We start from the raw sequence: 24717 nt of genomic DNA on the forward strand, positions 1-24717 counted from the left end.
TCCTTAGGCAATGGCGCGCACCTTTGGCAAGCCCGGTACAAGTTACCGCGCCAGCCACCATTTGAGCAAATGGTGCGCCACGGCAAACGGCGGAGGCGCGATGAATGCGCCGTCCTCCGCCCCGGTCATGGCATAGCGCACTTCTTCGCGGGTGAACCAGCGCGCGTCGTCGAGTTCGGTTTCATCGATGACGATAGTCTTGTCGTCGGCATAAGCGTGGCAGCCGATCATCAGGGATGACGGGAACGGCCATGGCTGGCTGGCGACATATTCGACCGAGCGGGCCTTTACCCCTGCTTCTTCCAGGACTTCGCGCATGACCGCACCTTCGAGGCTTTCGCCGGGTTCGACAAAGCCAGCCAGCGCGGAAAAGCGACGGGGGGGAAAACGGGGCTGGCGGCCCAGCAGGAGTTCACCTTCGCATTCTACGGTCATGATGGTGACCGGATCGACGCGGGGGAAGTGTTCGGCCTTGCAATTTTCGCTGGTGCACCCGCGCTGCCAGCCCCCCTTGGCCAGCACGGTAACGCTGCCACAACGGGCGCAGAAGCGGTGGCGGGCATGCCAATCGACAAGGCTGCGCGCGCCGCCGTAGATCGCAAGATCGGCGGGTGAGAGCATGCCCATCGCGGTCCACAGGCGCGGGTTCGGCGGGGCAACGCTGCCCATCATCGCGGGCGTGACTTGCGCGAAACAAGCGCGCCCATCTTCCATCAGGCCCAGGAAAACGAGTTCGGCGGCGGGATCGGCATCGGCCAGCGTACCCCAATCGAGGCTGCCATCGGGCGCTATCACCGGATCGATCCCATCGAGTTTGAGCAAGCGCGCGCGCCAGTCCATCAGGCTGCCGAGCTTTTCGGCATCGGCGCGGATGTGGTCGGCGCGGTCGAGGCCAGTGCTTGCAAATGCGATCGTGGATTCCATCAGGCTGCGGCCTTCTTTGCTGTGACATCGGCCAGCACGGCCTGTGCGAATTCGCGGTGAACCGGATAGGCTTCGGACGGCATATACTGCGTGTACAGCCCTGCCCTGATCCCGGCGCGATAATTGACAAAAGCGACAGTTCCGGCAGCCCCGCCCCAGCCATAGGTTCCGGCATCATCCCCCAGACCGACCGAACCACCTGCGCCGAAGCCGTTTCCTTTGATCAACGATTGCGAAACGTCTGCGGTTTCGGGCAGGAGATTGCTGGTGCCAAGCCGCACGGCGGCCTCGCTCATCACCTGCCGCCCATCGATACGGCCGAAGCCGAGCAACATGCGCAGGAAGCGGTCGTAATCGCGCGGGGACGAAACCAGCCCGGCGCCGCCGAACGGGCAGGGCGCCGGATCGAGATAGATCGAGGACTTGCCCGGATCAATCGGCAGCAACATTCCGGCAGCGACGGCATAATTGGTTGTAAGCCGCGCGACTTGCGCTTCGGGCACACGGAACCACGTTGAATCCATGCCAGCCGGTGCAAACAGGCGTTCGTGCAGGAAGTGATCGAACGGCCGGCCCGATACGATTTCGATCAGACGCCCCATCAGGTCCAGACCGACCGCATAGCTCCATATGGTGCCCGGTTCATAAACCAGCGGCATCGTGGCCAGTACATCGGCAAATTGTGCCAGGCTGGACACCGGCGTGAAGCCTTCAAGCCCCGCCAAGGGCAAGCGGCTGGCCCGTCCCGGAACAAGACCTGCCTTGATGTAAGCGTCCTTTATCGGCCCGCTCTGGATGATCGAATAGCCAAGGCCCGACGTATGCGTAAGCAGGTGACGCACGGTTATCTGGGTTTTTGCGGGGCGCAGATCGGTGATCGAGCCATCGGGCGTGACCTGCACCTGCATCTTGCCGAACGCCGGGATGAAATCGGCAATCGGCTGATCAAGCCGCAGCTTGCCTTCATCGATCAGCATCATCGCGGCCATGCCGGTGACGGGCTTGGTCATCGAATAGATACGGAACAGGCTGTCCATATCGACAGGGATCTGGCTGATTTTGGCAAGTGTGCCGCGCGCGATGTTTACCGGAGCGGCGCTGCTGCCCTGCCCCAATGCAGCGATCATGCCCGGAAGCCTGCCCGAACCGACATAGCCTTCGACCATCTGCGTGACGGCGGGAAAGCGCGCTTCGGCGGCAGCACTGGCCCAAGCCGCGTTTGGCAAAAGTGCGGTCCCGGCCCATGCACCAAGCGAGCCGATCAGGCCGCGACGCGATAGCGTGATGGCGTTCATGCGTTCAGGTCTTCCTTTCAGCAACTGCCAGCCGCGCCGCTTTGGCGAACACGGTGGGCAGTCCGGCAGCTTCGATTCCATCGACCGGCCACCATTCTCCCGGCGGCAGACTATCCAGTTCGGGCGAGGTGCAAAGCATCAATTGCAATTCCAGATCGAAATGGGTGAAGCTGTGGCGGACGACACCGCCCGGTAGCCATTGGCCGCCAAGCGCCTTCGCCCCATCACCGCGCGCCGACCAGCCATCATCGGGCAAGGCGCGCATCCCGCCAAGCATCCCCCGCCCCGGCCGCTGGACGAGCAGGACTTTGCCGTCGCGTTCGATCCAGTAGGCACGGCCCTGGCGGGTGGGTTTGGGCTTTTTGGCGGCCTTGACCGGCAAGCGTTCGGGTGATCCTTCGGCTTGAGCGCGGCAGCCTTCACGCAGCGGGCACAGCATGCAGCGCGGCGCGCGCGAAGTGCAGATCGTGGCGCCAAGATCCATCATCGCCTGCGCAAAATCGCCCGCGCGCGCATCTGGCGTGATCATTGCGGCGGCAGTGCGGATTGCAGGCCGCCCGGCAGGCAATGGTTCATCGATGGCGAACAGGCGCGCGACGACGCGTTCGACATTGGCATCGACCACCACGGCGCGGCGGCCAAAGGCAATCGCGGCGACAGCGGCGGCGGTATATTCGCCAAGACCGGGCAGCGCGCGCAGGGCCGCTTCCGTATCCGGGAAGGTGCCGCCCATGGCCGCAACCGCACGGGCGCAGGCCAGCAGATTGCGGGCGCGGGCATAATAGCCAAGGCCAGCCCACGCTGCCATGACATCGGCATCATCGGCGGCGGCAAGATCGCTGACCGTGGGCCAGCGCGCCGTAAATTTCTCAAAATACGGGCCTACCGCCGCAACGGTGGTCTGCTGAAGCATGACTTCGGACAACCAGACCTTGTAGGGATCAGCACCGCTTTTGCCCGGAGCGATGCGCCATGGCAGGCGGCGGGCGTTCACATCGTACCACGCCAGCAATTTTCCCGCGGTTTTCGAGGTTTGCGAATTAAGGGGGAGTTGCGCTCTGGCCTGCATCGCGCCGCTATGGCATGGCGGCAGGCAAGATGGAAAGCACCCCTTCGGACGCCGCGAAACGCAAAGCCCGCGCTCCTGCCAAGGCGGTTGCCAAACCTGCTGCCGGAAAGCCGTATGCCGGAAAACCTTATGAGCGCCCGCGTGGCGGTGAGGCGCGGCAGATTGCCGATCTGATGCCCGCCATCGGGCGCACCGCGTTCCGCCGCTTCGGCTTTGTGCAATCGAGCGTGGTTACGCGCTGGCCAGAGATTGTGGGCGAGCGCCATGCCCGGCACTGCATGCCCGAATCGATCCGTTTCCCGCCCGGAGAGAAGGCAGACGGCATCCTGCAACTGGTGGTGACGCCAGCCCACGCCACCATCATCCAGCATGTGATCCCGGAGATCATCGAGCGGGTAAATCGCTTCTTCGGCTATCGCGCTGTGGCCAGGGTCAAGATCCGGCAAGGCGTGGTTCAGGCGCCCAAGGCGAAGGAAGCCCCGCGCACCGCGCCGCCATCGCTCAGACCCATACCGATCGAACTGGGGGATTCGCTGCGCGACATCGGCGATCCCGAATTGCGCACCGTGCTGGAAAGCCTGGCGCGCAGTCTGGACGAAGCAAGCAGGGGCAGAAGCTGACGTGAAGAAAGCAATCGCAACCGCAGCACTCGCACTGGGTGCCATTGCAACCCTGACCGGCGCGGGCAAGCCTGCCAAGCCGCTCTCCCGCGCCAACTGGGTGGCGGCGGGATCGCTGACGCCCGATGGGCATCACCTGCTCGGCAATCCCGCGGCTCCGCTGCGACTGGTCGAGTACGTCAGCTACACCTGTTCGCACTGCGCCACTTTCGAGGTGCAATCCGAGGCGCAACTCAAGATCGGCATGGTGGCGCCGGGCAAGGGCGCCATCGAAGTGCGCAATTTCGTGCGCGATCCTATCGACATGACTGTAGCACTGCTGACCAACTGCGTGCCCGCCAACCGCTTTTTCCCGCTTCACAGCGCCTTCATGCGTAACCAGTCGACATGGATGGTGCCCGCGACAAATTCGACCGAGGCGCAACGCCAGCGCTGGACAACCGGGCCATTCGCGGCCCGTACCCGCGCCATCGCCAGCGATTTCAAATTCTATGAATTCATGGCGGCGCGCGGGATGGACCGCACTGCGGTCGACCGCTGCCTGGCCGACGAATCTCTGGCAAAGAAGCTCGCTGCGCAAACCGATGAGGCCGTAGACAAGTACTTCGTCACCGGCACACCAAGCTTCATGGTGGATGGCGTGCTTCTGGCCGGGACGCATGACTGGGCTTTGCTGAAGGCGCAACTGGAAGCGCGCCTGAAATAACCCACCTCTTCAAACACGGTCGACAATGGTCTAGCGTCACGCAAAATCCAGCCTTGGGAATATCCAGACAATGACATTCGCCCGCGCCCTGCTCGTTGCCGCCCTTCCGCTGACGCTCGGCCTTGCCGCCTGCGACAAGAAGACCGACGCCGCCACTGGTGAGGTTTCCAGTTCCGAACCGATCGCAAAGATCGCCGCTCCTGCTGGCAATGCGTGGACCGAGACGTTTTCGGTATCGCCCGAAGGCGGCTACGTGATGGGCAATCCCGATGCGCCGATCAAGGTCATCGAATATGGCGCGCTTTCCTGCTCGCACTGTGCCGAATTCTCCGAAAAAGGGTTCCCCAAGCTGCGTGACGATTACGTGGCATCGGGCCGGGTAAGCTATGAATTGCGCCTGTTCCTGCTCAACGCCCTCGATATGCCGGCGGTGCTGCTGGCGACGTGCGGCGCGCCCGAAGCGACGATCCCGCTTTCGGAACAATTCTGGGGTTGGCAACGCAACATGTTTGCCAACCTGCAAAAGGACGAGGCGGCGTTCCAGCAGGTTTCGAACCTGCCCGTGGAACAGCGCTTTGCCGGAATCGCACAGCTTTCGGGCATGAGCGAATTCTTCGCATCGCGCGGGATCGCTGCGGCGCAAGGGGCTTCGTGCCTTGCCGATACCGCTCGCGCGACCAAGCTGGCCACCGTCAATGATCAGTGGAGCAAGGAATACGATATCACCGGTACGCCCACGTTCTTCCTGAACGGAAGCAAGACCGGTGTCGGCACATGGGCAGAACTTGAGCCACTGCTGCAGAAGGCTGGCGCTCGCTAAAGGCGGCAGCGCGGCCGGGGGGCGCACATGCAGATCAGGCGATTGAAGCTTTCCGGCTTCAAAAGCTTTGTCGAACCTGCCGAACTGCGCATCGAACCGGGACTGACGGGGGTTGTCGGTCCCAACGGCTGCGGCAAGTCCAACCTGCTGGAAGCGATTCGCTGGGTCATGGGCGAAAGCTCGGCCAAATCCATGCGCGGCGGCGGCATGGAAGACGTGATCTTTGCGGGGACGGCCACGCGCCCCTCGCGCGGATTTGCGGAAGTTTTGCTGACGGCTGAAACCGATCCGTCCGGGCCATATGGCGGCGAACTGGAAGTCGTGCGCCGGATCGAACGTGGGGCGGGCAGCGCCTATCGCGTGAACGGGCGCGATGTGCGCGCCAAGGACGTGGCGCTGGTCTTTGCCGATGCCGCCACGGGTGCGCACAGCCCCGCGCTGGTCAGCCAGGGGCGGATCGCGGCGGTGATTGCGGCCAAGCCTGCCGAACGCCGGATGATGCTGGAAGAAGCGGCGGGAATCGCCGGACTGCACGTGCGCCGCCGCGATGCCGAACAGAAGTTGCGCGCGACCGAGGTCAACCTTGCCCGGCTGGAGGACCTGCTTTCGGGCCTTGAAAGCCAGATCGCCACGCTGCGAAGGCAGGCGCGCGCGGCAGAGCGTTACAAATCGGTCAGCGAGAAGATCAAGGTGGCCGAAGCGCGGCTGGTATTCGCGCGGTGGCGCGATGCGGCAGCGGCGGCAGATGCTGCGCGCAAGGAAGCGCACGCCGCGGACGAGCGGGTGACAGCGGCGCAAGCTCTCGCCAAGGCGGCGCAGGAGGCGCAGCACAAGGCAGCCACGGCCGTTGCGGAGGCGCGTGACGACCTGTTCGACCGGAGGCAGGATTCCGCGGCTCACGGCCAGCGCATGGCATCGCTGACCGCGCAGCTTGAGGCCGCAGAGCAGCGCGTGACGGACATCGACCGACAGCTTGCGCGGATCGACGAGGATCGGCGCAGCGCCGACCGCCTTACCGAGGATGCCGCAGCAGCGATGACGCGGCTGGAAAGCGAACTGGCCATCGCGGAGGCGGCGCTTGCAGCAGACGAAGCACGACGTCCCTCGACAAGCGCCGCGGCCGACGATGCGGATCGTGCCGCCCGCAGCGCCGAACTCGCGCTGGCCCAGCGCGTGGCAGAGCAGGCCGGCATCGACGCCGAATGGCGCGTGGCCGAAGCCGCAGTTGCGGCGGCGAAAGCGCGCATGGCCCGGCTGGATAGCGAAGCGGCGCGGCTTTCCGCGCAGGCCGCGGATCTAGCGCGCGAATCCGATCCGACCGCGCAGATCGTCCAAGCCGAAGCGCGCAAACGCCAAGCAGCTGCAACACTTGCCGAGGCCGAGGCCGAGCGGGCGCAATTGAGCACCCAGCGCGAGGCTCTTGGCGCGCAGCGCGATACAGCCAGCAACGGCCTGGCGCAGCTACGCGCGGAATTGTCCGGCGTCGAACGTGAAGCCGAGGCCCTTGCACGCGACAAGGCTGCGCGGGCCAGGGCTGCGGCGGCCAAGGGGCGTGGCCCGTCAGCTATTTCGGGCACGACTGTCGCGCCGGGCTATGAGCGTGCGCTTGCCGCCGTGCTGGGGCGCGATGCGTCGGCTCCGGTTGGCCCTGCGCCCACAGAGGCTGAAGGCAGGTTCTGGACCGGGGCGCAAGCGCCAACTCCCCTGCCCGATGCGCTGGTCCATCGCGTATCGCAATGTCCGCCGGAACTCGCAGCGCGGCTGGCGCTGGTCCGCGTGGTCGAGAACGACGAGGGCGAGGCGCTCGCTCCGGGCGAGTGGCTGGTCACCCGCGCAGGACGCTTGCGGCGGTGGGACGGGTTTGTGGCGCGCGGTGAAGGGGCTGCCGAAGCCGCCGCGCTTGAGGCCGACAACCGGCTTGCGGAACTGGAAGCCCTGCTGCCTGCCCGGCGGGAAGCCATCGTTTCGGCAGAGGTTGCATTTTCTGCGGCCCGCGACGCGCTTGTCGAGGTACAGGGTCGGCTCGGTTTGATTGACAAGACCATCTCCGCTGCGGCCGATGCGGAACGCGCCGCTCTGCGTGCGCTGGACGCCGCCGAGGCCGCCCGCGCGCGACTGGATCAGCGCAAGGCGGAAATTGCGCGATCGCAGGCTGGGCTGGCCGAACAACGCCAATCCGCCGAAGCCGAACTGCATGCCGCGCTCGACAATCTTGCGAGCCTTCCCGATGCCGCCGCAGGGCGCGCGGCTCTCGACGCGGCGCGAGCGCGCAACGATGCGGCGCGGGCGGGCCTTCAGACAACGGCAGCTGCCATGGCCACGCTCGAACAGTCCATCGCTGTCGGGCGCGAACGGCTGGCCGGGCTGAAGGGCGATGCGCGGGCCTGGACTGCGCGCGCGGGCGATGCGGCCAAGCGGCTTGCGGAAATGACCGGGCGGCGCGAGGAACTGGAGGCCGAACGCGCGATCTCCGCGGCGAAGCCCGCCGGATTGATTGCCGAAATCGAACAGGGCGAAACGATCCGCAATCGCCTGATGGCCGACCTTGCCACGGCAGAGACCGCCCTGTTCGCCGCCGATGCCGCCGCCAAGGCGGCCGACCTGGCGCTGGGCGAAGCCAACGAAACACTGGCCACCGCGCGCGAAGGCCGCGCCGGTGCCACGGCGCGCGCCGAAAACGAAGACGCGCGGCGGCAGGAGATGGCCGGGATTTCTGGCGAGCGGTTCCAGTGCCCGCCGCCGTTGCTGCCAAAGCATTTCGAATTCGATTCGGCCGGAGTCGCGTCCGCCAGCGATGAGTCTGCCGCGATGGATCGGCTGGTGGCCGAGCGCGAGCGGATCGGCCCGGTCAATCTGGTGGCCGCTGATGAACTGGCCGAGGCCGAATCACGCCATGGCACCAGCGTTGCCGAACAGGCCGAACTGACCGAAGCGGTGCACCGGCTGCGCGGGTCCATCGGCAACCTTAACCGCGAAGGGCGCGAGCGGTTGCGGGCGGCTTTCGCGGCGGTGGACGGCCATTTCCGCCGCCTGTTCAGCCGCCTGTTCGGTGGCGGCGAGGCGCATCTGGCGTTGATCGACAGCGAAGATCCGCTTGAGGCTGGCCTAGAAATCTTCGCACAACCGCCCGGCAAGCGGCTGCAATCGTTGACGCTTCTATCGGGCGGCGAACAGGCGCTGACCGCCGTCGCGCTGATCTTCGCACTGTTCCTGACCAACCCGGCGCCGATCTGCGTACTCGACGAAGTGGACGCCCCGCTGGATGACGCCAACATCGAACGCTTCTGCGACCTGCTCGACGCGATGGTGGCGGAAACCAGCACCCGTTACCTCATCGTCACCCACAACGCCGTAACCATGAGCCGCATGCACCGCCTGTTCGGTGTAACGATGGTGGAAAAAGGCGTTTCGCGGCTGGTCAGCGTGGATCTGGGCGGGGCGGTTGAGTTGCTGGAAGCGGCGGGTTGACAGATTATGTTTTTGTAGTTACATAAACATACGTCGAGATTGCCCAGCTCGGCAAATTTGAACGGGCATAAGATAGGACAGTCATCATGTAACTTTGAGGATGGGAGGCTGGCTTGAGCGGAATCGAAATTGAATACGATGAAGCTAAACGGCTGAAAATTCTTGAAGAAAGAGGCATTGACCTTGCTCACGCTAGTCTCGTTTTTGAAGCCGAATACTCAGAACTCCTCGATGATCGGCAGTCTTACGGTGAGACCCGATTTAGAGTTTGGGGGTATCTTAACGGACGACGTGTGAATTTGGTTTGGACGCCCCGTGGTGAACGTCGTCGTATCATTACGATGAGATACGCCCATGAGTATGAACACAAAGCCCGATACCGCACCATGGATTGACCCAGACGACGACGATGTCGAATGGACGGAAGATCATTTTCGACGTGCGGCAGTTTACGTCGGTGGCAAACTTGTCCGGCCTGCCGATGGCACGTGGACACGTCCCGGCCGCCCTACCCTCGAAAACCCCAAGAAGCAGGTTACCCTGCGCCTTGATCCCGATGTGATCGAGAAATTTCGGGCGACCGGCAAGGGCTGGCAATCGCGGATCAATGCCGAACTGCGCAAAGTGCTTGGAATTTAGATGCTGCCCACCACATAACAGGCCGCTGCCATAAGCAGTCCGGCGAAACGGTTGGAGCGGAACTTGGTGAGCGGATCGAGACCGTCTTCTTTTAGCGTCAGGACTTGCCAGCCAAGGTGAGCCGCCACCGGCGCGAGCGCCAGCAGTGCCAGCGGATCGGGCCGCAACAGCCAGACCGCGCCCGCCCAACATGCCACTGACAGCGTGTAGAGCGCAGCAACGCCAGCATTCACATGCCGACCAAAAGATAGTGCGGACGAACCGATACCGACGAGCGCGTCGTCCTCGCGGTCCTGCAGGGCATAAATCGTGTCATAGCCCATGCACCAGGCCCAGCAGCCCGCGTAAAGCAGGCCGAGCGGGCCGAGGCGGTCAAGCCCGGTAGCCTCGATCCAGCCGACCGGCGCGCCCCATGTAAACACCAGTCCGAGCCATGCCTGCGGCCAGCCGGTAATGCGCTTCATGAACGGATAGGCTGCGACGAGGCCAAGACTGCCCAGCGCGACGACTTGCGCCTCCCAGTGCAGTTGCAGCAGCACGACGAGACCGATGGCGCAAAGGCCAAACAGCCAGATCCACGCCGCGCCCCTTGAAACAGCACCGCTTGCCACCGGGCGCGCGGCGGTGCGCGCCACGCGGGCATCGAGATCGGCATCGACAATATCATTATAGACGCAGCCTGCGCCGCGCATGGCGATTGCGCCGAGCAGCAACCACGCCAGAATGCCCCAACGTGTGGTGCCGCCGGCCAGAAACAGGCCCCATGCGCAGGGCCAGAACAGCAGCCACCAGCCAATCGGGCGATCGAACCGGGCGAGCAGCGCATAATTGCGCAAGGGCTGCGGCATGCGGGCGACGAGGCCTCGATGTTCACTATCGGGGACGATCTGTGCGGAATGGGCCGGGTCCATGGCACGAAGCCTTACCGTCTGCAGCGAAATCCGCTAGGCGCTTGTTGATGTCCGCTACCCCCGCCTGGCCACCGAAGAGCGCACCGCGCCTGTTTGTCGAAACCCGGCTGGAGGCCGGGTTGCACTTGCCCGTTGAGGGGCAGCAGGCGCATTATCTGGGCAAGGTCATGCGGATTGCGCCCGGCGATGCGGTGATGCTGTGCGACGACCTGACTGGCGAATGGGTGGCGCGTGTGGCCGAGGTGGGCAAACGCGCGGTCATACTGGAGGTTGAGCGCCGGACCCGCCCGCGCGAGGACGTGCCCGATTTCTGGCTGTGCGCTGCGCTGCTCAAGAAGCCGAACTTCGATCTGGTTCTGGAAAAGGCGACCGAACTGGGCACGGGTCGTGTGGTGCCGGTGGTGACGCGGCGCTGCGTGGCGGACAAACTGAACCCGGAACGCGCGCGAACGATCATGATCGAGGCGGCAGAACAATGCGCGCGCACCGCCCTGCCCGGCCTTGGCGAAGCAACCAGGCTGGATCACCTGCTGCGCAACTGGCCCAGGGAGCGGGTGCTGTTTTTTGCCGACGAGAATGGCGGCATGCCGGTGGCCGAGGCATTTGCCGCACACAAGGGCGCCGCAGCCGTGCTGGTGGGACCGGAGGGGGGTTTCGACGAAGCGGAACGCGCCGCAATCCGCGCGCATCCCGCCGCCGTGGCGATTGCGCTGGGACCGCGCATCCTGCGTGGTGAAACCGCGGCGATTGCAGGCATTGCGCTGTGGATGGGGCTGAATGGCGACTGGAAGCCATGATCTGCGCGCGCTGTCATTTACCTCGCGATTGCAACAAAGGTTCTCACGAATAGCACTAGTATAAAGCTGTCTGGCACATTAACTCGGCGCGCATGAGCACGCGGCAAGTTTCAGATCGCAACGATCCTATCATCGAAAGCCGCGACATGCTCGTGGCCCCCATGCAAAAGGGTGAAAAGCCCAAGGCCGCATGGCGCATCGGCACCGAACACGAGAAATTCGTCTATCGCACCGAAGATCGCCGCGCACCTTCCTATGCAGAGCCGGGCGGGATTCGCGATCTGCTGATGGAACTGACCCAGTTTGGCTGGGAGCCGATTCTTGAAGGCGGCAATGTCATCGCCATGAGCGGGCCGGACGGCGCGGTCAGCCTTGAACCTGCGGGCCAGCTTGAGCTTTCGGGCGCGCCGCTGGAGAACCTGCACGAGACCTGCGCGGAAACCGGGCGGCATCTGGCGCAGGTCAAGACCATTGGCGACAAGTTGGGCCTTGCCTATCTCGGCATGGGCCTGTGGCCCGACAAGACCCGCGACGAATTGCCGATCATGCCCAAGGGCCGCTATGACATCATGCTGCGGCACATGCCGCGCGTCGGGTCGATGGGTCTCGACATGATGTTGCGGACCTGCACCATTCAGGTCAACCTCGACTATTCCAGCGAGGCGGACATGGTGAAAAAGTTCAGGACCAGCCTTGCGTTGCAACCGCTGGCAACCGCGCTGTTCGCCAATTCCCCGTTCCTTGAAGGCAGGCCCAACGGTTTCCAGTCCTATCGCAGCCACATCTGGACCGATACCGATCCGGCGCGCACGGGCATGCTGTCGTTCGTGTTCGAAGAAGGCTTCGGCTATGAGCGTTACGTTGACTACATGCTCGACGTGCCGATGTATTTCGTCTTCCGCGATGGCAAGTACATCGACGCTTCCGGCCTGTCGTTTCGCGATTTTCTCGACGGCAAACTGTCCGTCCTGCCCGGCGAGAAACCGACGCAATCGGACTGGGTCGATCACCTTTCCACCGCCTTTCCCGAAGTGCGGTTGAAGTCTTTCCTTGAAATGCGGGGTGCCGACGGTGGCCCGTGGAACCGGATTTGCGCTCTACCGGCATTGTGGGTGGGTCTGCTCTACGATCAGACTGCGCTTGATGCGGCGTGGGATCTGGTCAAGGACTGGGACATGGACGGGCGCGAAAAACTGCGCGCCGAAGTGCCCAAGCTGGGCCTTCATGCGTCGCTGCCGGGCGGTGGCACCTTGCGCGACATTGCCGCCGAAGTGCTGGCCATTTCGCGCAGCGGTCTTTCGGCACGGGCGCGTCTGAACGAAGCGGGCGACAACGAAACCGGCTACCTCCAGCCGCTGGACGAAATCGTGGCGACTGGAAAATCGCCGGCCGAGCGCCTGCTCGACCTCTATCATGGTGGATGGAATGGCGACCTTTCGCACATTTATGGCGAAAAGAGCTTCTGATGATCGTGGTGATGGGAAGCTTCCGGCTTCCGATCGAAAATTTCGCCTCGGCGCAGCCCATGATGGCAAAGGTTATCGCAGCAACGCGCGCTGAAGACGGTTGCCTGCTCTATGCCTATGCACACGATATCGTCGATCCGGGGCTGGTGCGCGTTTTGGAAAAGTGGCGCAATCGGGCAGCGCTCGATGCGCATTTTCAGGCACCGCATATGAAAGTCTGGGCACAGGAACGCGCCAGTCTCGGACTGTTCGAGCGGGACATCAAGGTGTTCGAAAGCGACGAGGGTGTCGCGGTCTGACCGCTATTCGGCGGGCTGAACCGCCATGGGCCGCCTGGGGGTGATCGCGGACGTCAGGCGGCGCAAGCTGCGCGTAATCGGGCCATGCTGCGCCATCCACGCGTGATATTCGCGATACTTTGCGTCTTCGGCGAGCAAGTGCCGCTCCTCGGTTCGCGCGCGCCAGTAATATACCGCGCTGACCAGCGCGAGGATCACCGTATTGCGGATCGCATCGACCATTGAACCGCTGGTGACGAGGAACGGTAGCGATGCCAGCCACCAGTAGGCATTCTTCGACAGATAGGCCGGGTGCCGCGTGAAGGCATAAGGCCCGTTGGTCAGGACACCGCGATAGGTGAGGTTCGAGAAACGCAGACCGAACGCGACGGTCGCCCAGGCATAGACCGCCGTCAGGAAGATCAGCGCGCCCGCCCACAGCCACAGCAATTCGGTGTGCCCCTGAAGCCAATAAGCCCACTCTGCACCGTTCTGGCGATAATCGAGGACATCGCCATCGCCCATCAGGATGAACGGCGGGTAGCACATCAGCGCGGCCACCCATGCGCCAAGGTGCGGGTTGGCGGTGCGGATCTGCGCGTCCAGCGGCTTCATCGTGACGAGATAGCCGACCATGGCGATCTGCACGTCGATCATGAACATCGTTTCGATCAGCAGCGTGGCCAGTTCCACCGGATCGTGGAACGCGTGCGACCAATCGAAGCGCACAACCGCGCCAAAGCCGCCGGGCACGATCGAGATCATGAAGGCGCAGAAAAAGCCTTTGACGATCCACGCCAGCCAGTGCCGCCTGACTTCCTCAGGCTCCCACGGTTCGCGCCCGATCAGCATCGCGCCAAAATGCCATGCCCCATCACGCGGGTTTACCAGAACCCGGTCGAGCCACAGCACATAAGGGATCGCGCCCAAGAACAGGAACGGGACCGCCGTTTCAAGCACCTCCATCGCGAACACATACTGCCCGCGCCAATACCAGCGCGCGATGCAATAGGCGAAGCCGATCAGCGCCCATGTCGCCCACAGCCCGGCGATCTTGGTGATCGAGATATCGAGGATATCGCGCAAAGGGCGCGGGGTCGACCAGTCGATTCCGGTGGAAGCGCGGCGGTGAACCTTGTCCACGATCAGCGACCAGCCGACCATACCAGCGCCGGAGAACAGCAGCGCGCAAAGCGCCGCCATCGGCCCGTCCATAACTGCATGAGGGCCGGGAAATGCGAATGCATCGGCAATCGCAGGCCAGAAGCGGCAGACCAGCACCCAGAAGGCAAGGCCTGCAAGACCGGCAAGGCCAACGCCTGCAGAGACGTCTGACGGCGGAAGGGATGGGCGCGTAGTCATTGCGCCCAAGTCCTTAAGCCGTAACGGTTAGCAATCCGTTGTGATTACCGGAAAGCGGTGATCTTGCCGCCATCGTCCAGAATGTAGAGCGTCTGGTTGGCGACGATCGGCGCGAGGCTGACCGCAGAACCGACTTCGGTGAACTTGCTGGCCGTGCCATCGGTAACCGATACGCTCATCACCTCGCCGCGCGAATTGGCAACCCACAGACGATTGCCTGCAAGCACCGGGCCGGTCCAGAAGATCGGATTCTTCTTTTTCTTTTCATTCCTGAAGCGCCGCAGCTCGGTCATCCACCGGACCTTCCCGTTGGCCTTGGCGATGCACAGCAGCTTCGATTCGTCGGTGAGCGTGAAAATCCAGTCGCCCGCAATGGCAGGAGTGGAAATGCCTGCCAGATTGAGTTCCCAGATGCGCTGGCCGGTGACGAGTTCATAAGCGGCCATGCGTCCGCCCTGCCCCAGAGCATAGACGCGGCCGCGTTCGATGATCGGATCGGCGTCGATGTCGGTCAGCGTGGAAACGCTGGTGGCGATGCTGGTGCGCGCCAGCGCGTCGGCCCAGAGCTGGCGGCCGTTTTCGTAACGATAGGCGACCAGTTCACCGGACGAATAGCCCGCAACGATGGTGCCCTGCCCGGCAGCCGGAGCCGCCACGCCAAACACGTTGGTCTGGCCGACCGAGGCGTTTTCGTTCCAGAGAACCGCGCCATCTTCGGCATTGAGTGCAAGGATCTGATTGTCCTGCGTCATCACCATGACCTGCCCGAACGCGACTGTGGGCGAACCGCGCATTGGACCGGCTGGCTTTACCCGCCACTTGATTGCACCATCTGCGGCATTGAGCGCGGCCACTTCGCCCACGCCATTGGTGACATAGACCACGCCTTCATCGAAGGCTGCGCCGCCGCCGAAAGTGGAGCTGGAATTCTGCTTTTCGGCTTCGACCTTGGTGGCCCATGCGCGCGCGCCGGTCGCAGCATCGAAAGCGTGAACCATACCTTCGGTGTCCATGACGAACAGCTTGCCGCCACCGACGACCGGCGAGGCCGCGAGACGTCGTGAAGAGGAGGACCCCTTGATTCCGACGCTCCACGCCTTGCGCGGCGAATCGCCGAGCGCGACATGACCGTAGGACTTGGCAGCATTGCCGCCGCCCTGCGCGAAATCGGCGTTCACTTCCGGTGCGGGGAGGACAACCTGCGTCAGCGCAATCGATTCATCGATCTTGGTGCCCGCTTCGATCTTTGAAAGGATCGGGGTACGCTGGCCCACGGTCGGCGTGGTCTTGGCCTTGTCCTTGCCGCCAATGATGCCGCAGCCGCCCAGCCCCAGCGCGAGAACCAGCACACTGGCAACAGCAGCGCGGCGAAGGGTGGGGGCAGACTTCATGGTCAGGCGTCCTTGCGTGTTCATTGTGCCGCTGGCGCTGCCAGCGTGGTTTCGCTCACATCCTCGACAGCGTCGACGCCAAGCAGCCCGGCCATCTGGCGGGCGCGGCGGCGCAGCGAATCCGGGGCGGTCTTTTCCTTGGCGATCTGGCCGAACAGCGCGCCGGCAAGATCGTTCTTGCCCTGCTTGAGGTAGGCCGTGCCCACCACCTCGCCCGCGCTGGCGAACCAGGCATTGCCCGGCACGGCCAGCGGCTTGAGCCGTTCGATCACCTTTTCAGGGCCAATCTTGTCAAAGGTGAGCGCCACTTCGCGGATCGTTGCCAGATCGCGAAAAACTTGCGGCGCATCGGGATCGGCGGCTACCGCTGCAAATGCCTTGGCGGCTTCGTCGGTCTTGCCCTGCTCTGCCAGAATGCCCGCGTCGAGCAGCTTGGCAGTGGCGCGGTAGCCATCGCCGCTATCCTTGGCGAGCGGCGCCAGTTCGCCCGACGCGCCCTTGAGATTGCGCGCTTCCAACTGGTCGAGCGCCTTGGTCAGCACTTCGCCCTGTTCGCCCGCCACGGTATTGCTGTGGTTCTGATACCAGAGCCAGCCAGCAAGACCGAGCAGGCCAGCGACGATCAAGGCCCCCACCGGCTTGCCATAGCGCTGCAGCGCAGTGAACACCTGATCTTCGCGCAGCGCGTCGTCCACCTCGCGCAGGAAGGCATCGCCCTGTGGCGAGCCTTGCCCATCGCCGCGAGCGGCAAGCTGATCGGAACGGGTCTGCGGACGGTCGGGACGGAGAGCCAAGTCAGCGCTTTCAGGATTTATGGTTGACGGTTGCTAGCGTTTGTCTGGCGCGGTGTTTAGCGGATGGGACCACCTTTTCAACGGAATTGATTCTCTAGGAATCGCGCGTGAACGCTGGCTGAAGCACCGTCAGAGAAACGATGCCCGCCCAAGCGCCGCAGCATAGATGCTGGCATAGCGGGTCGCCATCACGCTTTCATCATATTCGGCCCGCGCACGGATGCGGTTGGCATCGCCGATCCGACGGCGCAGGACATCGTCTGCCGCAAGGGCCAGAACGGCTTCGGCGAGAGCGGCATCGTCTCCCGGCGGGGTGATGAACGCGCGGTTGGCGTCACTCACCATCTCGGCAATGTCACCCACGGCAGGGCTGGCGACGGCAAGGCCGGCAGCCATTGCTTCGATCACCGAAAGCGGGGCCTGTTCGCTATCGGAAGACAGCGCGAACAGATCGAACAGGCCCACCGCCGCTGCCGGATCGGCAACATGGCCCGGCAGATGGACGCGGTGACCGATTTCAAGGCGGGTGGCTTCAGCGGCGATCGCATCGCGCTCAGGCCCTTCGCCCAGGATCACCAGATGCCATTCGGGCGGCAGACCCGGCACCGCGCGAACAAGGCGCGGCAGGTTCTTGACCGCCCGCAGCCCCGCCAGTGTACCGATCCACCGCTCACCCGCGCGCTTGACCACGCGGGGAAGCACGTCGGGCTTGGGCTTGCGGCCATAGGCTGCGGTATCGATAGCGTTGGGAATGCGCTGCACCCGCCCGCGCGGCTGCCGCCACACCGTCAGCGCGATGTCTTCCAACTGGCACGAAGGCACCACCAGCGCCGAGGCGCGTGACAGCGCGACCATGCGATACCAGTTGCGACTACGCTTCAGGCCGCCCGATTCATCGGCGTTGAAACCGTCTTCGTGATGAACCAGCGGTGCCAGCCCCATCATCGGGCCGAACACGGCATGGGCCAGCACCGCGTCCATCGCACCCCAGTTATAGGTCAGGATAAGGTCGAAGCTCTGCATGGCGCGGGCGAGTTTCTGTATCCGGGCGATACGCAATTTGCCCGCGAGCGCCGGGAAGCCGAACGGAAAGAATGCCGCAACGCGTTTGTCGATCAGCCCCTTGGCACCCATCGCGCCGGGCTGAGCCGACACGATGTGATGTTCCACCCCATTGCGGAAGCGGTTCATCAGCGCGACCGCGCGACGTTCCTTGCCGCCTGCGTCGAATGTGGAATGGAGGTGCAGCACCTTGAGCGGTGCGGCCTTTCCAGAAGTCTTCATGCCGCGCGCTGGAGCAGCCGTTCGATGGCCGCGATCGATTCCGGCTCGTCCAGAGTCGGCGCATGGCCAATGCGCGGGAGGGTGACGAGGTCCACGCCGCTTCGCGTCGCCATCTTCGCGGCGACGTCGGCCGCCAGAATATCCGAGGTTTCACCCCGCAGAACCAGCAAGGGCCTCGTGGCCAGCGCATCGAACATCGGCCACATATCGACTTGCGGCGCGGCCCCTGCCGGCGTCTCGAACGGTTCGGCGATCTTCATGTCGTAATCGAAGGCAATGCGTCCGCCGGTGCCAAGGGCCATGAGGCGCTTGGCATAACGCAACCAGTCTGTGATTTCCCAATCGGGGTAGATATCGCCGTTGCTTTCCTGAAGCGCGCGGGCCGCATGCATCCACGTTTCGAAATTGCGCCCCTGCCCGACATAGCCGCGAATGCGTTCGAGACCGGCCGCGGAAAGTTCGGGGCCGATATCGTTCAGAACCGCTGCCGCGATCCGCGCCGGATTGCTGACCGCCAGCAACATCGTCAGCAATCCGCCGAGCGACGTGCCGATGGATACGAAGCGATCGATCCCTTCCTGCGCTAGCAATAGCTCCACGTCCTGGAGATATTGCAGTGGATTGTAGGTCATCGGGTCCTTGGCATAATCGCTATCGCCGCGCCCGCGCATTTCAGGGCACAGCACCCGCCATTTGCCTGCAAGCAGGGCAGCAAGGCCTTCGAAATCGCGCGCATTGCGTGTCAGGCCAGGCAGGCAGATCACCGGGGGACGGCCGGTATCGCCATCATAATTGCGGAAATGCAGACGCAACCCGTCGGCGCTGGTCCAGTGACGATCTTCAAAATCGGCCATGATCGTGGTGAAACCGCCCTTTGCCTGCCCCGGTTCGGAGCCTAAATCAGACGCGCCTGCTTGCAGGTGAGCCGCGCCGTGCCCACTATTGCCGGATGCAGCCGCTCCCGCAAGACGCGATCTATCGCGCATCGCCCCGTATCCTTGCCCTGGCGGACTGGATCGGCGATCCGGTGCGGGCTGCTGATTTCCCGGAAACCCGTCTGCGCTGGCGCAACGACCGCGCGGCAGCCGACGTCGGCCTTGCCTCGCTGACCGACGACGAATGGGTGCGCCACTTCGGACGGTTTGCCGCCCTGCCGGGGAACATGCCGCAGCCGCTGGCGCTGCGCTATCACGGGCACCAGTTCCGCGTTTACAATCCTGAACTGGGCGACGGCCGCGGGTTTACATTCGCACAGATGCTGGATGGCGATGGGTGCCTGATGGACCTTGGCACAAAGGGATCGGGCGAGACGCCGTGGAGCCGGCAAGGCGACGGACGCCTGACACTGAAAGGCGCCGTGCGAGAGATTCTCGCTACGGAAATGCTCGGCGCGCTCGGCGTAAACACCAGCCGCACGTTCAGCGTGATCGAAACGGGCGAATCGCTCTATCGCGGTGACGAACCTTCGCCGACGCGTTCCGCGGTGATGGTCCGCCTGTCCCACGGGCACATCCGCATCGGTACGTTCCAACGGCTGGGCGCGCTCCAGCTTGAAGACGAGATGGCGCAACTGGTGGCCTATTGCCTCGAAAACTTCCCCGGCGCGGCCTTTCCCGATGCGCAGCATCCGGCGGTGCGATTCTTCAACCAGGTGATCGAACGCATGGCCGACCTGGCAGCCAGCTACATGGTGGCGGGCTTCGTCCACGGCGTACTCAATTCCGACAACATGAACGTGACCGGCGAAAGCTTTGATTACGGTCCATGGCGCTGGCTGCCCAAATGGGATGCCAGCTTCACCGCCGCCTATTTCGATCATCAGGGCCTGTACGCCTATGGCCGTCAGCCTGAAGCGATTCACTGGAATTGCGGGCAACTGGCGGTGGCGCTGCGTTCGCTGGTCGAGGCGGCGCCACTGATCGAGGCGCTAAACCGCTTTCCTGAACTGTATCAGCGGGCAATGGCGCGGCGCTGGTGCTGGCGGCTGGGCGTGGAACAGCGCGGGCTGGACGAGGATACCGCCCTGATCGGTGCCTGCGAGCAGGCAATGGGGAACAGCGGCGCGGGACCGGACGCGTTCTTCTTTGCCCATCGTGGCGGGCGCGGGCCATTTCCCGATACGGCAGAAGCGGGCGCGCTCAAGGCTGCGCTGGAACCCTATGTCGCGACGCAGCGGGATCACCCCTACTGGACGGACAGTACGCCCCAATCCATGCTGATCGACGAGGTCGAGGCGATCTGGCGCCCCATCGCCGAGGATGACGACTGGTCGGCTCTTCATGCCAAGGTGGCTGCGATCCGGCGCATGGGTGCAGCCATGAGCGCACCGCCGGAACCGGCGGGCCATGTGCCTGCCTGAAATCGCATGCTGCCTGAAATAGCGCGGGGGCACTGGTCGGGCAGATGAATATTGTTTAATCGGTAACCGGAGCGGCGCTATTACTCCGCTTGGCGACCGGTCCACCGTTCGTAAGAACACGAGATATAGACAGGCTGATCCGTGGCAGTTGCCGAAATCGTATCCTATGAACCCGCGACCGGCGCAGAACTGTGGCGCGGCAAGGTTGGAGATGTGGACGAAGTGGTGTCGCGGGCGCGGCGGGCATGGCCTGCCTGGGCTGCGCAACCACTGGCCACGCGCATCGAACTGGTCCGCCGCTTCGCCAATGAAGTGCGCAAGGAATCCGACAAGCTGGCCACGCTGATCGCGCGCGAAACGGGCAAGCCGCTGTGGGAAGCGCGCACCGAAGTTGAAAGCGTGATCAACAAGGTCGAAATTTCGGTCCGCGCCTATGCCGACCGCACATCGCAGCGCAAACTCGATTCCGCGCTTCAGGGCACGGCCGCGCTGCGCCACAAGCCGCATGGTGTTCTGGCGGTTCTGGGACCGTACAATTTCCCTGCGCATCTGCCCAACGGCCACATCGTGCCCGCGCTGATCGCGGGCAACGTGGTGGTGTTCAAGCCTTCGGAAAAAACGCCCGCGACGGGCGAACTGCTGGCGCTGTGCTTCAACCGCGCGGGCATTTCCGCCGCTGTGGTGCAGGTCCTGATCGGCGGACCGGAAACAGGACAGGCGCTGGTAGCACACGATGGCATCGACGGTGTGCTGTTCACAGGGTCTGCCCATGCCGGCATTGCGATCAACCGCAAACTTGCATCGAATCCGGGCAAGATGGTTGCGCTCGAAATGGGCGGCAATAATCCCATCGTGATGTGGGACACGCCCAAGATGCAGGACGCGGCATCGCTGATCGTGCAATCGGCGTTCACCAGCGCCGGACAGCGCTGCACGGCTGCGCGGCGTCTGATCGTCAGGGCATCGCTGTTCGATGAAGTGGTGGACGGGGTGAAGCGCCTGGCCGATCGCATCATCGTCGGTGCACCGTTCGATGATCCGCCGCCGTTCATGGGTCCGGTGATCGACAACCGCACTGCCGATGGCCTGACAGAAAGCTTCGTCTACCTGCTGTCATCCGGCGGGCGTCCGATCAAGCACATGGTGCGGCTGCGCGATGACCTGCCGTTCCTTTCACCTGCCATCATCGATGTGACCGGCGTGGCCGAACGGCCCGACGTGGAACTGTTCGGGCCGCTGCTGCAAGTCATCAAGGTCGATGATTTCGACGAGGCGATTGCCGAGGCGAACAACACCCGCTTCGGCCTTTCCGCATCGCTGATCGGCGGCACACCGCAGGACTACAACCGCTTCTGGGCCAATATTCGCGCAGGCGTGGTCAACTGGAACCGCCCGACCAACGGGGCAAGCTCTGCCGCACCGTTCGGCGGCGTCGGCCTTTCGGGCAATCACCGGCCCAGCGCCTATTACGCAGCGGACTATTGTGCCTATCCGGTTGCCTCGACCGAGATGGACCAGCCGCGCGCCAGCATCGGCGTGGGCCTGCGCAGCGATTGAGGGGCCTCAGTCAGCCCGATCAGGCAACGGCGGATCGGGCAAAGGCAGAGCAGGATCGATCGGCCCGCCGGGAATGATCGCCAGATTGCGCAAGTTCTGTTGCGACAGGTCGGGATCGACCATCAACTGGCCTTCCAGCGCTTCGGCCATGACCGGATCGAGTGGCTCACCATCCTGTTCGAGCGCAGCAGGCCCGCAGGCGGCGAGCGCAAACGTCAGCGTCGGCAACAGGAAACGCGGGAAGTGCATCCGGCGGCATTACGCCAGGTGTGGTTAACAAAAAGGGAGCGCCCCACCGCAGTGAAGCGCTCCCCTGCCGACCTTTCGATGCGACCCGAAGGACGGTCAGTAACCTTTTGTATTTAGCGGCAGCGTGATCCGCCGTTGTCAATTTCACGACCCAGCAGCGCGCCACCGGCGGCACCCAGGATGGCGCCAAGCGTCCGGTCACCGTAATCGCCAGCAACCTCGCGGCCCAGCAGCGCACCCGCTGCGCCACCGATCAGCAGGCCGGTAGTGCCGTTCGACCGGCGGCAGTACGTGCGGCCATCGTTGCCGCGCCAGACGCGGGTGTTGCGATAGACCGGATCGCCATAGTAACGGCGGTCGTTTCCGCGATAATTGTTGCGGTCGTAACCCCGACCATAGTCGCGGTCACCGCGCCACTCTCGACGATCGCGATTGTGCTCCCAACGCTCGCCATTCCAGCCCTGGTTCCATTCCGTGGCAACCACGGCGGAAGGACCGTGAACCGGCGTTGCAGCCATGGCCGGGACTGCGGTCGCCACGGTCGAGGCCGCAACGAGCGCGAGGGCTGCGTTCTTGAGATTGATCATGGGCCTTCTCCTTAATTCAAAGGACGGTCCGGGCATTCCGGGATCGTCCTGAAGTCTGCGTTGGTTCATGTTTACGCATCCAAACCTGAACGGATCGCAACCGCAGTGTCAGAATTGAAAAATGCGACAAAGCGATGGCAAGTGCCGATGAATTGCAGCCCGGCAGGGGCTTGGCGAGACGCCGCGATGCTGCCAAGGCGCTTGGCATGAACCATTCGCCCGCGATGCGGCGCGGCATTACCGCTGCGGTTGCCGCTTATGCCATCTGGGGCCTGCTCCCGCTGTATTTCCGTGCGCTGCATGCCGTGCCACCACTGGAACTGGTCGGCTGGCGGGTGGTGTTCACCTTGCCGGTCTGCCTGTTGTTCATTGCCGTTCGCCAAAGGCAAGTTGCGGAACTGCGCGCCGCCTTCCAAAATCGGCGCGTCCTTGGCCTGCTTTGCCTGAGCGCCGCGCTGATCGGTGCGAACTGGCTGATCTTCGTGACGGCGATCAACAACGGCCACGTTCTTGCCACCAGCCTGGGATACTACATCAACCCGCTGATCAATGTCCTGCTTGGCACGATGTTTCTGGGCGAACGGTTGAGCCGTGTACAGTGGAGCGCGGTGGCCCTGGCGGGCGCGGGAATCGCGATCCTGCTGGCGGGTGCGGTCGATACGCTCGCGGTGGCTCTATCGCTGGCATTCACATTTGCGTTCTATGGCTTCGTCCGCAAGCAGACGCCGGTGGGTTCGGTGCCGGGCCTGACGGTGGAAACGATCCTGCTGATCCTGCCGGCTCTGGCCATCGTGGCAGTGCCTGCGGTCAGTGGGCAGGGTTCCAGCCTTTCAATCGGCGGCACTATCACGCCATTGCTGGTCGCATCCGGTGTTGCAACGGCCATTCCGCTGACCTTGTTTGCCGTGGCCACACGCGCACTGCCGTTGACGACGCTGGGCTTCGTGCAATTCATCGCACCCACGCTCAGCTTCGTATTGGGCCTGACGGTTTTCGGAGAAACGCTCGACCCCACGCGACTGGCGTGTTTTGCCGTGATCTGGGTGGCTATCGCACTTTACACCTGGGACATGCTGCGGCGTTCACGCCAAAGCGTCGGCAATACGCCAGCCTAGCGTCTCGCCCGCATGGAACGGCACGATGGTTGTGCCGTTGGCATCAACCATGTCGGGCACGGTTACCTGCCCCTTTTCCAGCGTGATCGTGCCGCTGTTTACCGGCAGGCCATAGAACGCCGGGCCATTGAGCGATGCGAATGCCTCGAACCTTTCAAGCGCGCCTTCGTCGTCAAACACGGTGACATAGCTTTCCAGCGCAAAGGGTGCGTTGAAGATCCCTGCGCAACCGCAGGCCGCTTCCTTCAGGTGCTTGGCATGGGGCGCCGTGTCGGTGCCAAGGAACACGCGCGAGCAGCCCGATGTTGCCAGCTTGCGCAGTGCCAGCCGGTGTTTCTCGCGCTTGGCCACCGGAAGACAGAAGGCATGCGGGCGAATGCCGCCGACGAGCATCGCGTTGCGATTGATATGAAGGTGCTGCGGCGTGATCGTGGCGGCAATGGTCTCCCCTGCACTTTCAACGAACTGGGCTGCCTCCTCGGTCGTGATATGTTCGAACACGATCTTGAGCGCGGGCATGTCTGCCACAAGGGCCAGCAAGGTGCGTTCGATGAACACGGCTTCGCGGTCGAAAATGTCGACGTGCGAATCGGTGACCTCGCCATGGATCAGCAGCGGCATGCCGATGGCCTGCATCTTTTCCAGCACGGGGTAGATGTTGCGGATGTCGGTCACGCCATGCGCGGACCCCGTGGTGGCGTGCGCTGGGTAAAGCTTGGCCGCCACGAACGTACCAGATGCAAAGCCGCGCTCGACTTCGGCAGGATCGGTGCCGTCGGTCAGATACAGCGTCATCAGCGGCACGAAATCGCTGCCGCCGGGCAGGGCATCGAGAATGCGATCGCGGTAGGCAGCAACGCCTGCCACATCGGTCATTGGCGGATTGAGGTTGGGCATGACGATCGCACGGGCGAACTGGCGGGCGGTGTAAGGAACCACGCCCTTGAGCACGTCGGCATCGCGCAAGTGCACATGCCAGTCATCGGGGCGGCGGATCGTCAATTTGTCGGTCATCGCTTCCCCTTA

General features: G+C 63.7%; 24 protein-coding genes. 12 read left to right on the forward strand and 12 right to left on the reverse strand.

Annotated elements, in window-relative coordinates:
* Window positions 1-42 precede the first annotated feature (42 nt).
* The 3 genes from nudC to LUA85_RS12375 are packed head-to-tail and all read right to left on the reverse strand — an operon-like array spanning window position 43 to window position 3288.
* The gene (nudC, locus tag LUA85_RS12365) at window positions 43-924 is read right to left on the reverse strand and encodes an NAD(+) diphosphatase (RefSeq protein WP_231470266.1); all 882 of its coding nucleotides are present in this window, start codon (window positions 922-924) and stop codon (window positions 43-45) included.
* A complete protein-coding gene (locus tag LUA85_RS12370) occupies window positions 924-2219 on the reverse strand; it encodes a serine hydrolase (RefSeq protein ID WP_231470268.1) in 1296 nt (431 codons plus the stop codon). The genes nudC and LUA85_RS12370 overlap by 1 nt, the downstream gene beginning before the upstream one ends.
* Window positions 2220-2223: 4 nt before the next feature.
* On the reverse strand, window positions 2224-3288 hold the full coding sequence (locus tag LUA85_RS12375; protein ID WP_231470269.1) for an A/G-specific adenine glycosylase: 1065 nt from the start codon (window positions 3286-3288) through the stop codon (window positions 2224-2226).
* A 29-nt stretch (window positions 3289-3317) separates the two neighbouring features.
* Between LUA85_RS12375 and LUA85_RS12380 the strand changes: the two genes are divergently transcribed.
* The 6 genes from LUA85_RS12380 (at window position 3318) to LUA85_RS12405 (ending at window position 9541) form a co-directional block, all read left to right on the forward strand.
* Window positions 3318-3908, forward strand: a complete 591-nt coding sequence (locus LUA85_RS12380) for a DUF721 domain-containing protein (protein WP_371823724.1) — start codon at window positions 3318-3320, stop codon at window positions 3906-3908.
* Window position 3909: 1 nt separating this feature from the next.
* Window positions 3910-4614, forward strand: coding sequence for a thioredoxin domain-containing protein (locus LUA85_RS12385; protein WP_231470275.1), 705 nt, complete (start codon window positions 3910-3912; stop codon window positions 4612-4614).
* Window positions 4615-4684: 70 nt separating this feature from the next.
* The gene (locus LUA85_RS12390) at window positions 4685-5434 is read left to right on the forward strand and encodes a thioredoxin domain-containing protein (protein WP_231470277.1); all 750 of its coding nucleotides are present in this window, start codon (window positions 4685-4687) and stop codon (window positions 5432-5434) included.
* Between the two features lie 27 nt (window positions 5435-5461).
* Window positions 5462-8902, forward strand: a complete 3441-nt coding sequence (smc, locus tag LUA85_RS12395; RefSeq protein WP_231470287.1) for a chromosome segregation protein SMC — start codon at window positions 5462-5464, stop codon at window positions 8900-8902.
* Window positions 8903-9015: 113 nt separating this feature from the next.
* Window positions 9016-9297, forward strand: coding sequence for a BrnT family toxin (locus LUA85_RS12400; protein WP_231470289.1), 282 nt, complete (start codon window positions 9016-9018; stop codon window positions 9295-9297).
* Complete coding sequence (locus tag LUA85_RS12405) at window positions 9257-9541, forward strand: BrnA antitoxin family protein (RefSeq protein WP_231470291.1); 285 nt, start codon at window positions 9257-9259, stop codon at window positions 9539-9541. Before LUA85_RS12400 ends, LUA85_RS12405 begins: the two co-directional genes overlap by 41 nt.
* Here the strand turns inward: LUA85_RS12405 and ubiA are convergent.
* Window positions 9538-10452, reverse strand: a complete 915-nt coding sequence (gene ubiA / locus LUA85_RS12410) for a 4-hydroxybenzoate octaprenyltransferase (protein WP_231470294.1) — start codon at window positions 10450-10452, stop codon at window positions 9538-9540. The two genes, LUA85_RS12405 and ubiA, sit on opposite strands and share 4 nt — an antisense overlap.
* Window positions 10453-10499: 47 nt before the next feature.
* Between ubiA and LUA85_RS12415 the strand changes: the two genes are divergently transcribed.
* From LUA85_RS12415 to LUA85_RS12425, 3 genes are all read left to right on the forward strand, one after another.
* Entirely contained in the window at window positions 10500-11249 is a 750-nt protein-coding gene (locus LUA85_RS12415; RefSeq protein ID WP_231470295.1) for a 16S rRNA (uracil(1498)-N(3))-methyltransferase, read from the forward strand.
* A gap of 92 nt (window positions 11250-11341) precedes the next feature.
* On the forward strand, window positions 11342-12715 hold the full coding sequence (locus LUA85_RS12420) for a glutamate--cysteine ligase (RefSeq protein WP_231470297.1): 1374 nt from the start codon (window positions 11342-11344) through the stop codon (window positions 12713-12715).
* Complete coding sequence (locus LUA85_RS12425; RefSeq protein WP_231470299.1) at window positions 12715-13014, forward strand: putative quinol monooxygenase; 300 nt, start codon at window positions 12715-12717, stop codon at window positions 13012-13014. The genes LUA85_RS12420 and LUA85_RS12425 overlap by 1 nt, the downstream gene beginning before the upstream one ends.
* A 3-nt stretch (window positions 13015-13017) precedes the next feature.
* Here LUA85_RS12425 and LUA85_RS12430 read toward each other — a convergent pair whose 3' ends face one another.
* From LUA85_RS12430 to LUA85_RS12450, 5 genes are all read right to left on the reverse strand, one after another.
* The gene (locus tag LUA85_RS12430) at window positions 13018-14355 is read right to left on the reverse strand and encodes an isoprenylcysteine carboxylmethyltransferase family protein (protein ID WP_231470300.1); all 1338 of its coding nucleotides are present in this window, start codon (window positions 14353-14355) and stop codon (window positions 13018-13020) included.
* A 44-nt stretch (window positions 14356-14399) separates the two neighbouring features.
* Window positions 14400-15746, reverse strand: a complete 1347-nt coding sequence (locus LUA85_RS12435; RefSeq protein WP_231470302.1) for a PQQ-like beta-propeller repeat protein — start codon at window positions 15744-15746, stop codon at window positions 14400-14402.
* A gap of 20 nt (window positions 15747-15766) precedes the next feature.
* A complete protein-coding gene (locus tag LUA85_RS12440; RefSeq protein WP_231470305.1) occupies window positions 15767-16540 on the reverse strand; it encodes a tetratricopeptide repeat protein in 774 nt (257 codons plus the stop codon).
* Window positions 16541-16669: 129 nt separating this feature from the next.
* Entirely contained in the window at window positions 16670-17824 is a 1155-nt protein-coding gene (locus LUA85_RS12445; RefSeq protein ID WP_231470315.1) for a glycosyltransferase, read from the reverse strand.
* Window positions 17821-18678, reverse strand: a complete 858-nt coding sequence (locus tag LUA85_RS12450) for an alpha/beta fold hydrolase (protein ID WP_231471862.1) — start codon at window positions 18676-18678, stop codon at window positions 17821-17823. The genes LUA85_RS12445 and LUA85_RS12450 overlap by 4 nt, the downstream gene beginning before the upstream one ends.
* A gap of 95 nt (window positions 18679-18773) precedes the next feature.
* Here LUA85_RS12450 and LUA85_RS12455 point away from each other — a divergent pair, with 95 nt between their 5' ends.
* Window positions 18774-20183, forward strand: coding sequence for a protein adenylyltransferase SelO (locus LUA85_RS12455; RefSeq protein ID WP_231470316.1), 1410 nt, complete (start codon window positions 18774-18776; stop codon window positions 20181-20183).
* 141 nt (window positions 20184-20324) lie between these two features.
* Complete coding sequence (astD, locus tag LUA85_RS12460) at window positions 20325-21740, forward strand: succinylglutamate-semialdehyde dehydrogenase (RefSeq protein WP_231470318.1); 1416 nt, start codon at window positions 20325-20327, stop codon at window positions 21738-21740.
* 6 nt (window positions 21741-21746) lie between these two features.
* Here the strand turns inward: astD and LUA85_RS12465 are convergent, their stop codons facing one another.
* Together LUA85_RS12465 and LUA85_RS12470 are read right to left on the reverse strand one after the other, a co-directional pair.
* Window positions 21747-21989, reverse strand: coding sequence for a hypothetical protein (locus LUA85_RS12465; RefSeq protein WP_231470320.1), 243 nt, complete (start codon window positions 21987-21989; stop codon window positions 21747-21749).
* Between the two features lie 113 nt (window positions 21990-22102).
* On the reverse strand, window positions 22103-22576 hold the full coding sequence (locus LUA85_RS12470) for a glycine zipper 2TM domain-containing protein (RefSeq protein ID WP_231470330.1): 474 nt from the start codon (window positions 22574-22576) through the stop codon (window positions 22103-22105).
* A 134-nt stretch (window positions 22577-22710) separates the two neighbouring features.
* Here LUA85_RS12470 and rarD point away from each other — a divergent pair, with 134 nt between their 5' ends.
* Entirely contained in the window at window positions 22711-23691 is a 981-nt protein-coding gene (gene rarD, locus LUA85_RS12475; RefSeq protein WP_371823681.1) for an EamA family transporter RarD, read from the forward strand.
* Here the strand turns inward: rarD and pyrC are convergent.
* Window positions 23659-24705, reverse strand: coding sequence for a dihydroorotase (pyrC, locus tag LUA85_RS12480; RefSeq protein ID WP_231470332.1), 1047 nt, complete (start codon window positions 24703-24705; stop codon window positions 23659-23661). The genes rarD and pyrC overlap by 33 nt on opposite strands.
* Window positions 24706-24717 lie beyond the last annotated feature (12 nt).

The sequence above is a fragment of the Novosphingobium sp. CECT 9465 genome (genome assembly GCF_920987055.1).
Classification (GTDB): Bacteria; Pseudomonadota; Alphaproteobacteria; order Sphingomonadales; family Sphingomonadaceae; genus Novosphingobium.

Excerpts from the sequence above, each read along its gene's own strand:
- LUA85_RS12470 (WP_231470330.1), bottom strand. The coding sequence starts at position 22,576 with ATGATCAATCTCAAGAACGCAGCCCTCGCGCTCGTTGCGGCCTCGACC.
- pyrC (WP_231470332.1), bottom strand. The coding sequence starts at position 24,705 with ATGACCGACAAATTGACGATCCGCCGCCCCGATGACTGGCATGTGCAC.
- LUA85_RS12425 (WP_231470299.1), top strand. The coding sequence starts at position 12,715 with ATGATCGTGGTGATGGGAAGCTTCCGGCTTCCGATCGAAAATTTCGCC.
- nudC (WP_231470266.1), bottom strand. The coding sequence starts at position 924 with ATGGAATCCACGATCGCATTTGCAAGCACTGGCCTCGACCGCGCCGAC.
- rarD (WP_371823681.1), top strand. The coding sequence starts at position 22,711 with ATGGCAAGTGCCGATGAATTGCAGCCCGGCAGGGGCTTGGCGAGACGC.
- LUA85_RS12465 (WP_231470320.1), bottom strand. The coding sequence starts at position 21,989 with ATGCACTTCCCGCGTTTCCTGTTGCCGACGCTGACGTTTGCGCTCGCC.
- LUA85_RS12375 (WP_231470269.1), bottom strand. The coding sequence starts at position 3,288 with ATGCAGGCCAGAGCGCAACTCCCCCTTAATTCGCAAACCTCGAAAACC.
- smc (WP_231470287.1), top strand. The coding sequence starts at position 5,462 with ATGCAGATCAGGCGATTGAAGCTTTCCGGCTTCAAAAGCTTTGTCGAA.
- LUA85_RS12445 (WP_231470315.1), bottom strand. The coding sequence starts at position 17,824 with ATGAAGACTTCTGGAAAGGCCGCACCGCTCAAGGTGCTGCACCTCCAT.
- LUA85_RS12455 (WP_231470316.1), top strand. The coding sequence starts at position 18,774 with ATGCAGCCGCTCCCGCAAGACGCGATCTATCGCGCATCGCCCCGTATC.
- LUA85_RS12405 (WP_231470291.1), top strand. The coding sequence starts at position 9,257 with ATGAGTATGAACACAAAGCCCGATACCGCACCATGGATTGACCCAGAC.
- LUA85_RS12390 (WP_231470277.1), top strand. The coding sequence starts at position 4,685 with ATGACATTCGCCCGCGCCCTGCTCGTTGCCGCCCTTCCGCTGACGCTC.
- LUA85_RS12380 (WP_371823724.1), top strand. The coding sequence starts at position 3,318 with ATGGAAAGCACCCCTTCGGACGCCGCGAAACGCAAAGCCCGCGCTCCT.
- LUA85_RS12370 (WP_231470268.1), bottom strand. The coding sequence starts at position 2,219 with ATGAACGCCATCACGCTATCGCGTCGCGGCCTGATCGGCTCGCTTGGT.
- LUA85_RS12430 (WP_231470300.1), bottom strand. The coding sequence starts at position 14,355 with ATGACTACGCGCCCATCCCTTCCGCCGTCAGACGTCTCTGCAGGCGTT.
- LUA85_RS12450 (WP_231471862.1), bottom strand. The coding sequence starts at position 18,678 with ATGGCCGATTTTGAAGATCGTCACTGGACCAGCGCCGACGGGTTGCGT.
- LUA85_RS12420 (WP_231470297.1), top strand. The coding sequence starts at position 11,342 with ATGAGCACGCGGCAAGTTTCAGATCGCAACGATCCTATCATCGAAAGC.
- LUA85_RS12415 (WP_231470295.1), top strand. The coding sequence starts at position 10,500 with ATGTCCGCTACCCCCGCCTGGCCACCGAAGAGCGCACCGCGCCTGTTT.
- LUA85_RS12435 (WP_231470302.1), bottom strand. The coding sequence starts at position 15,746 with ATGAAGTCTGCCCCCACCCTTCGCCGCGCTGCTGTTGCCAGTGTGCTG.
- ubiA (WP_231470294.1), bottom strand. The coding sequence starts at position 10,452 with ATGGACCCGGCCCATTCCGCACAGATCGTCCCCGATAGTGAACATCGA.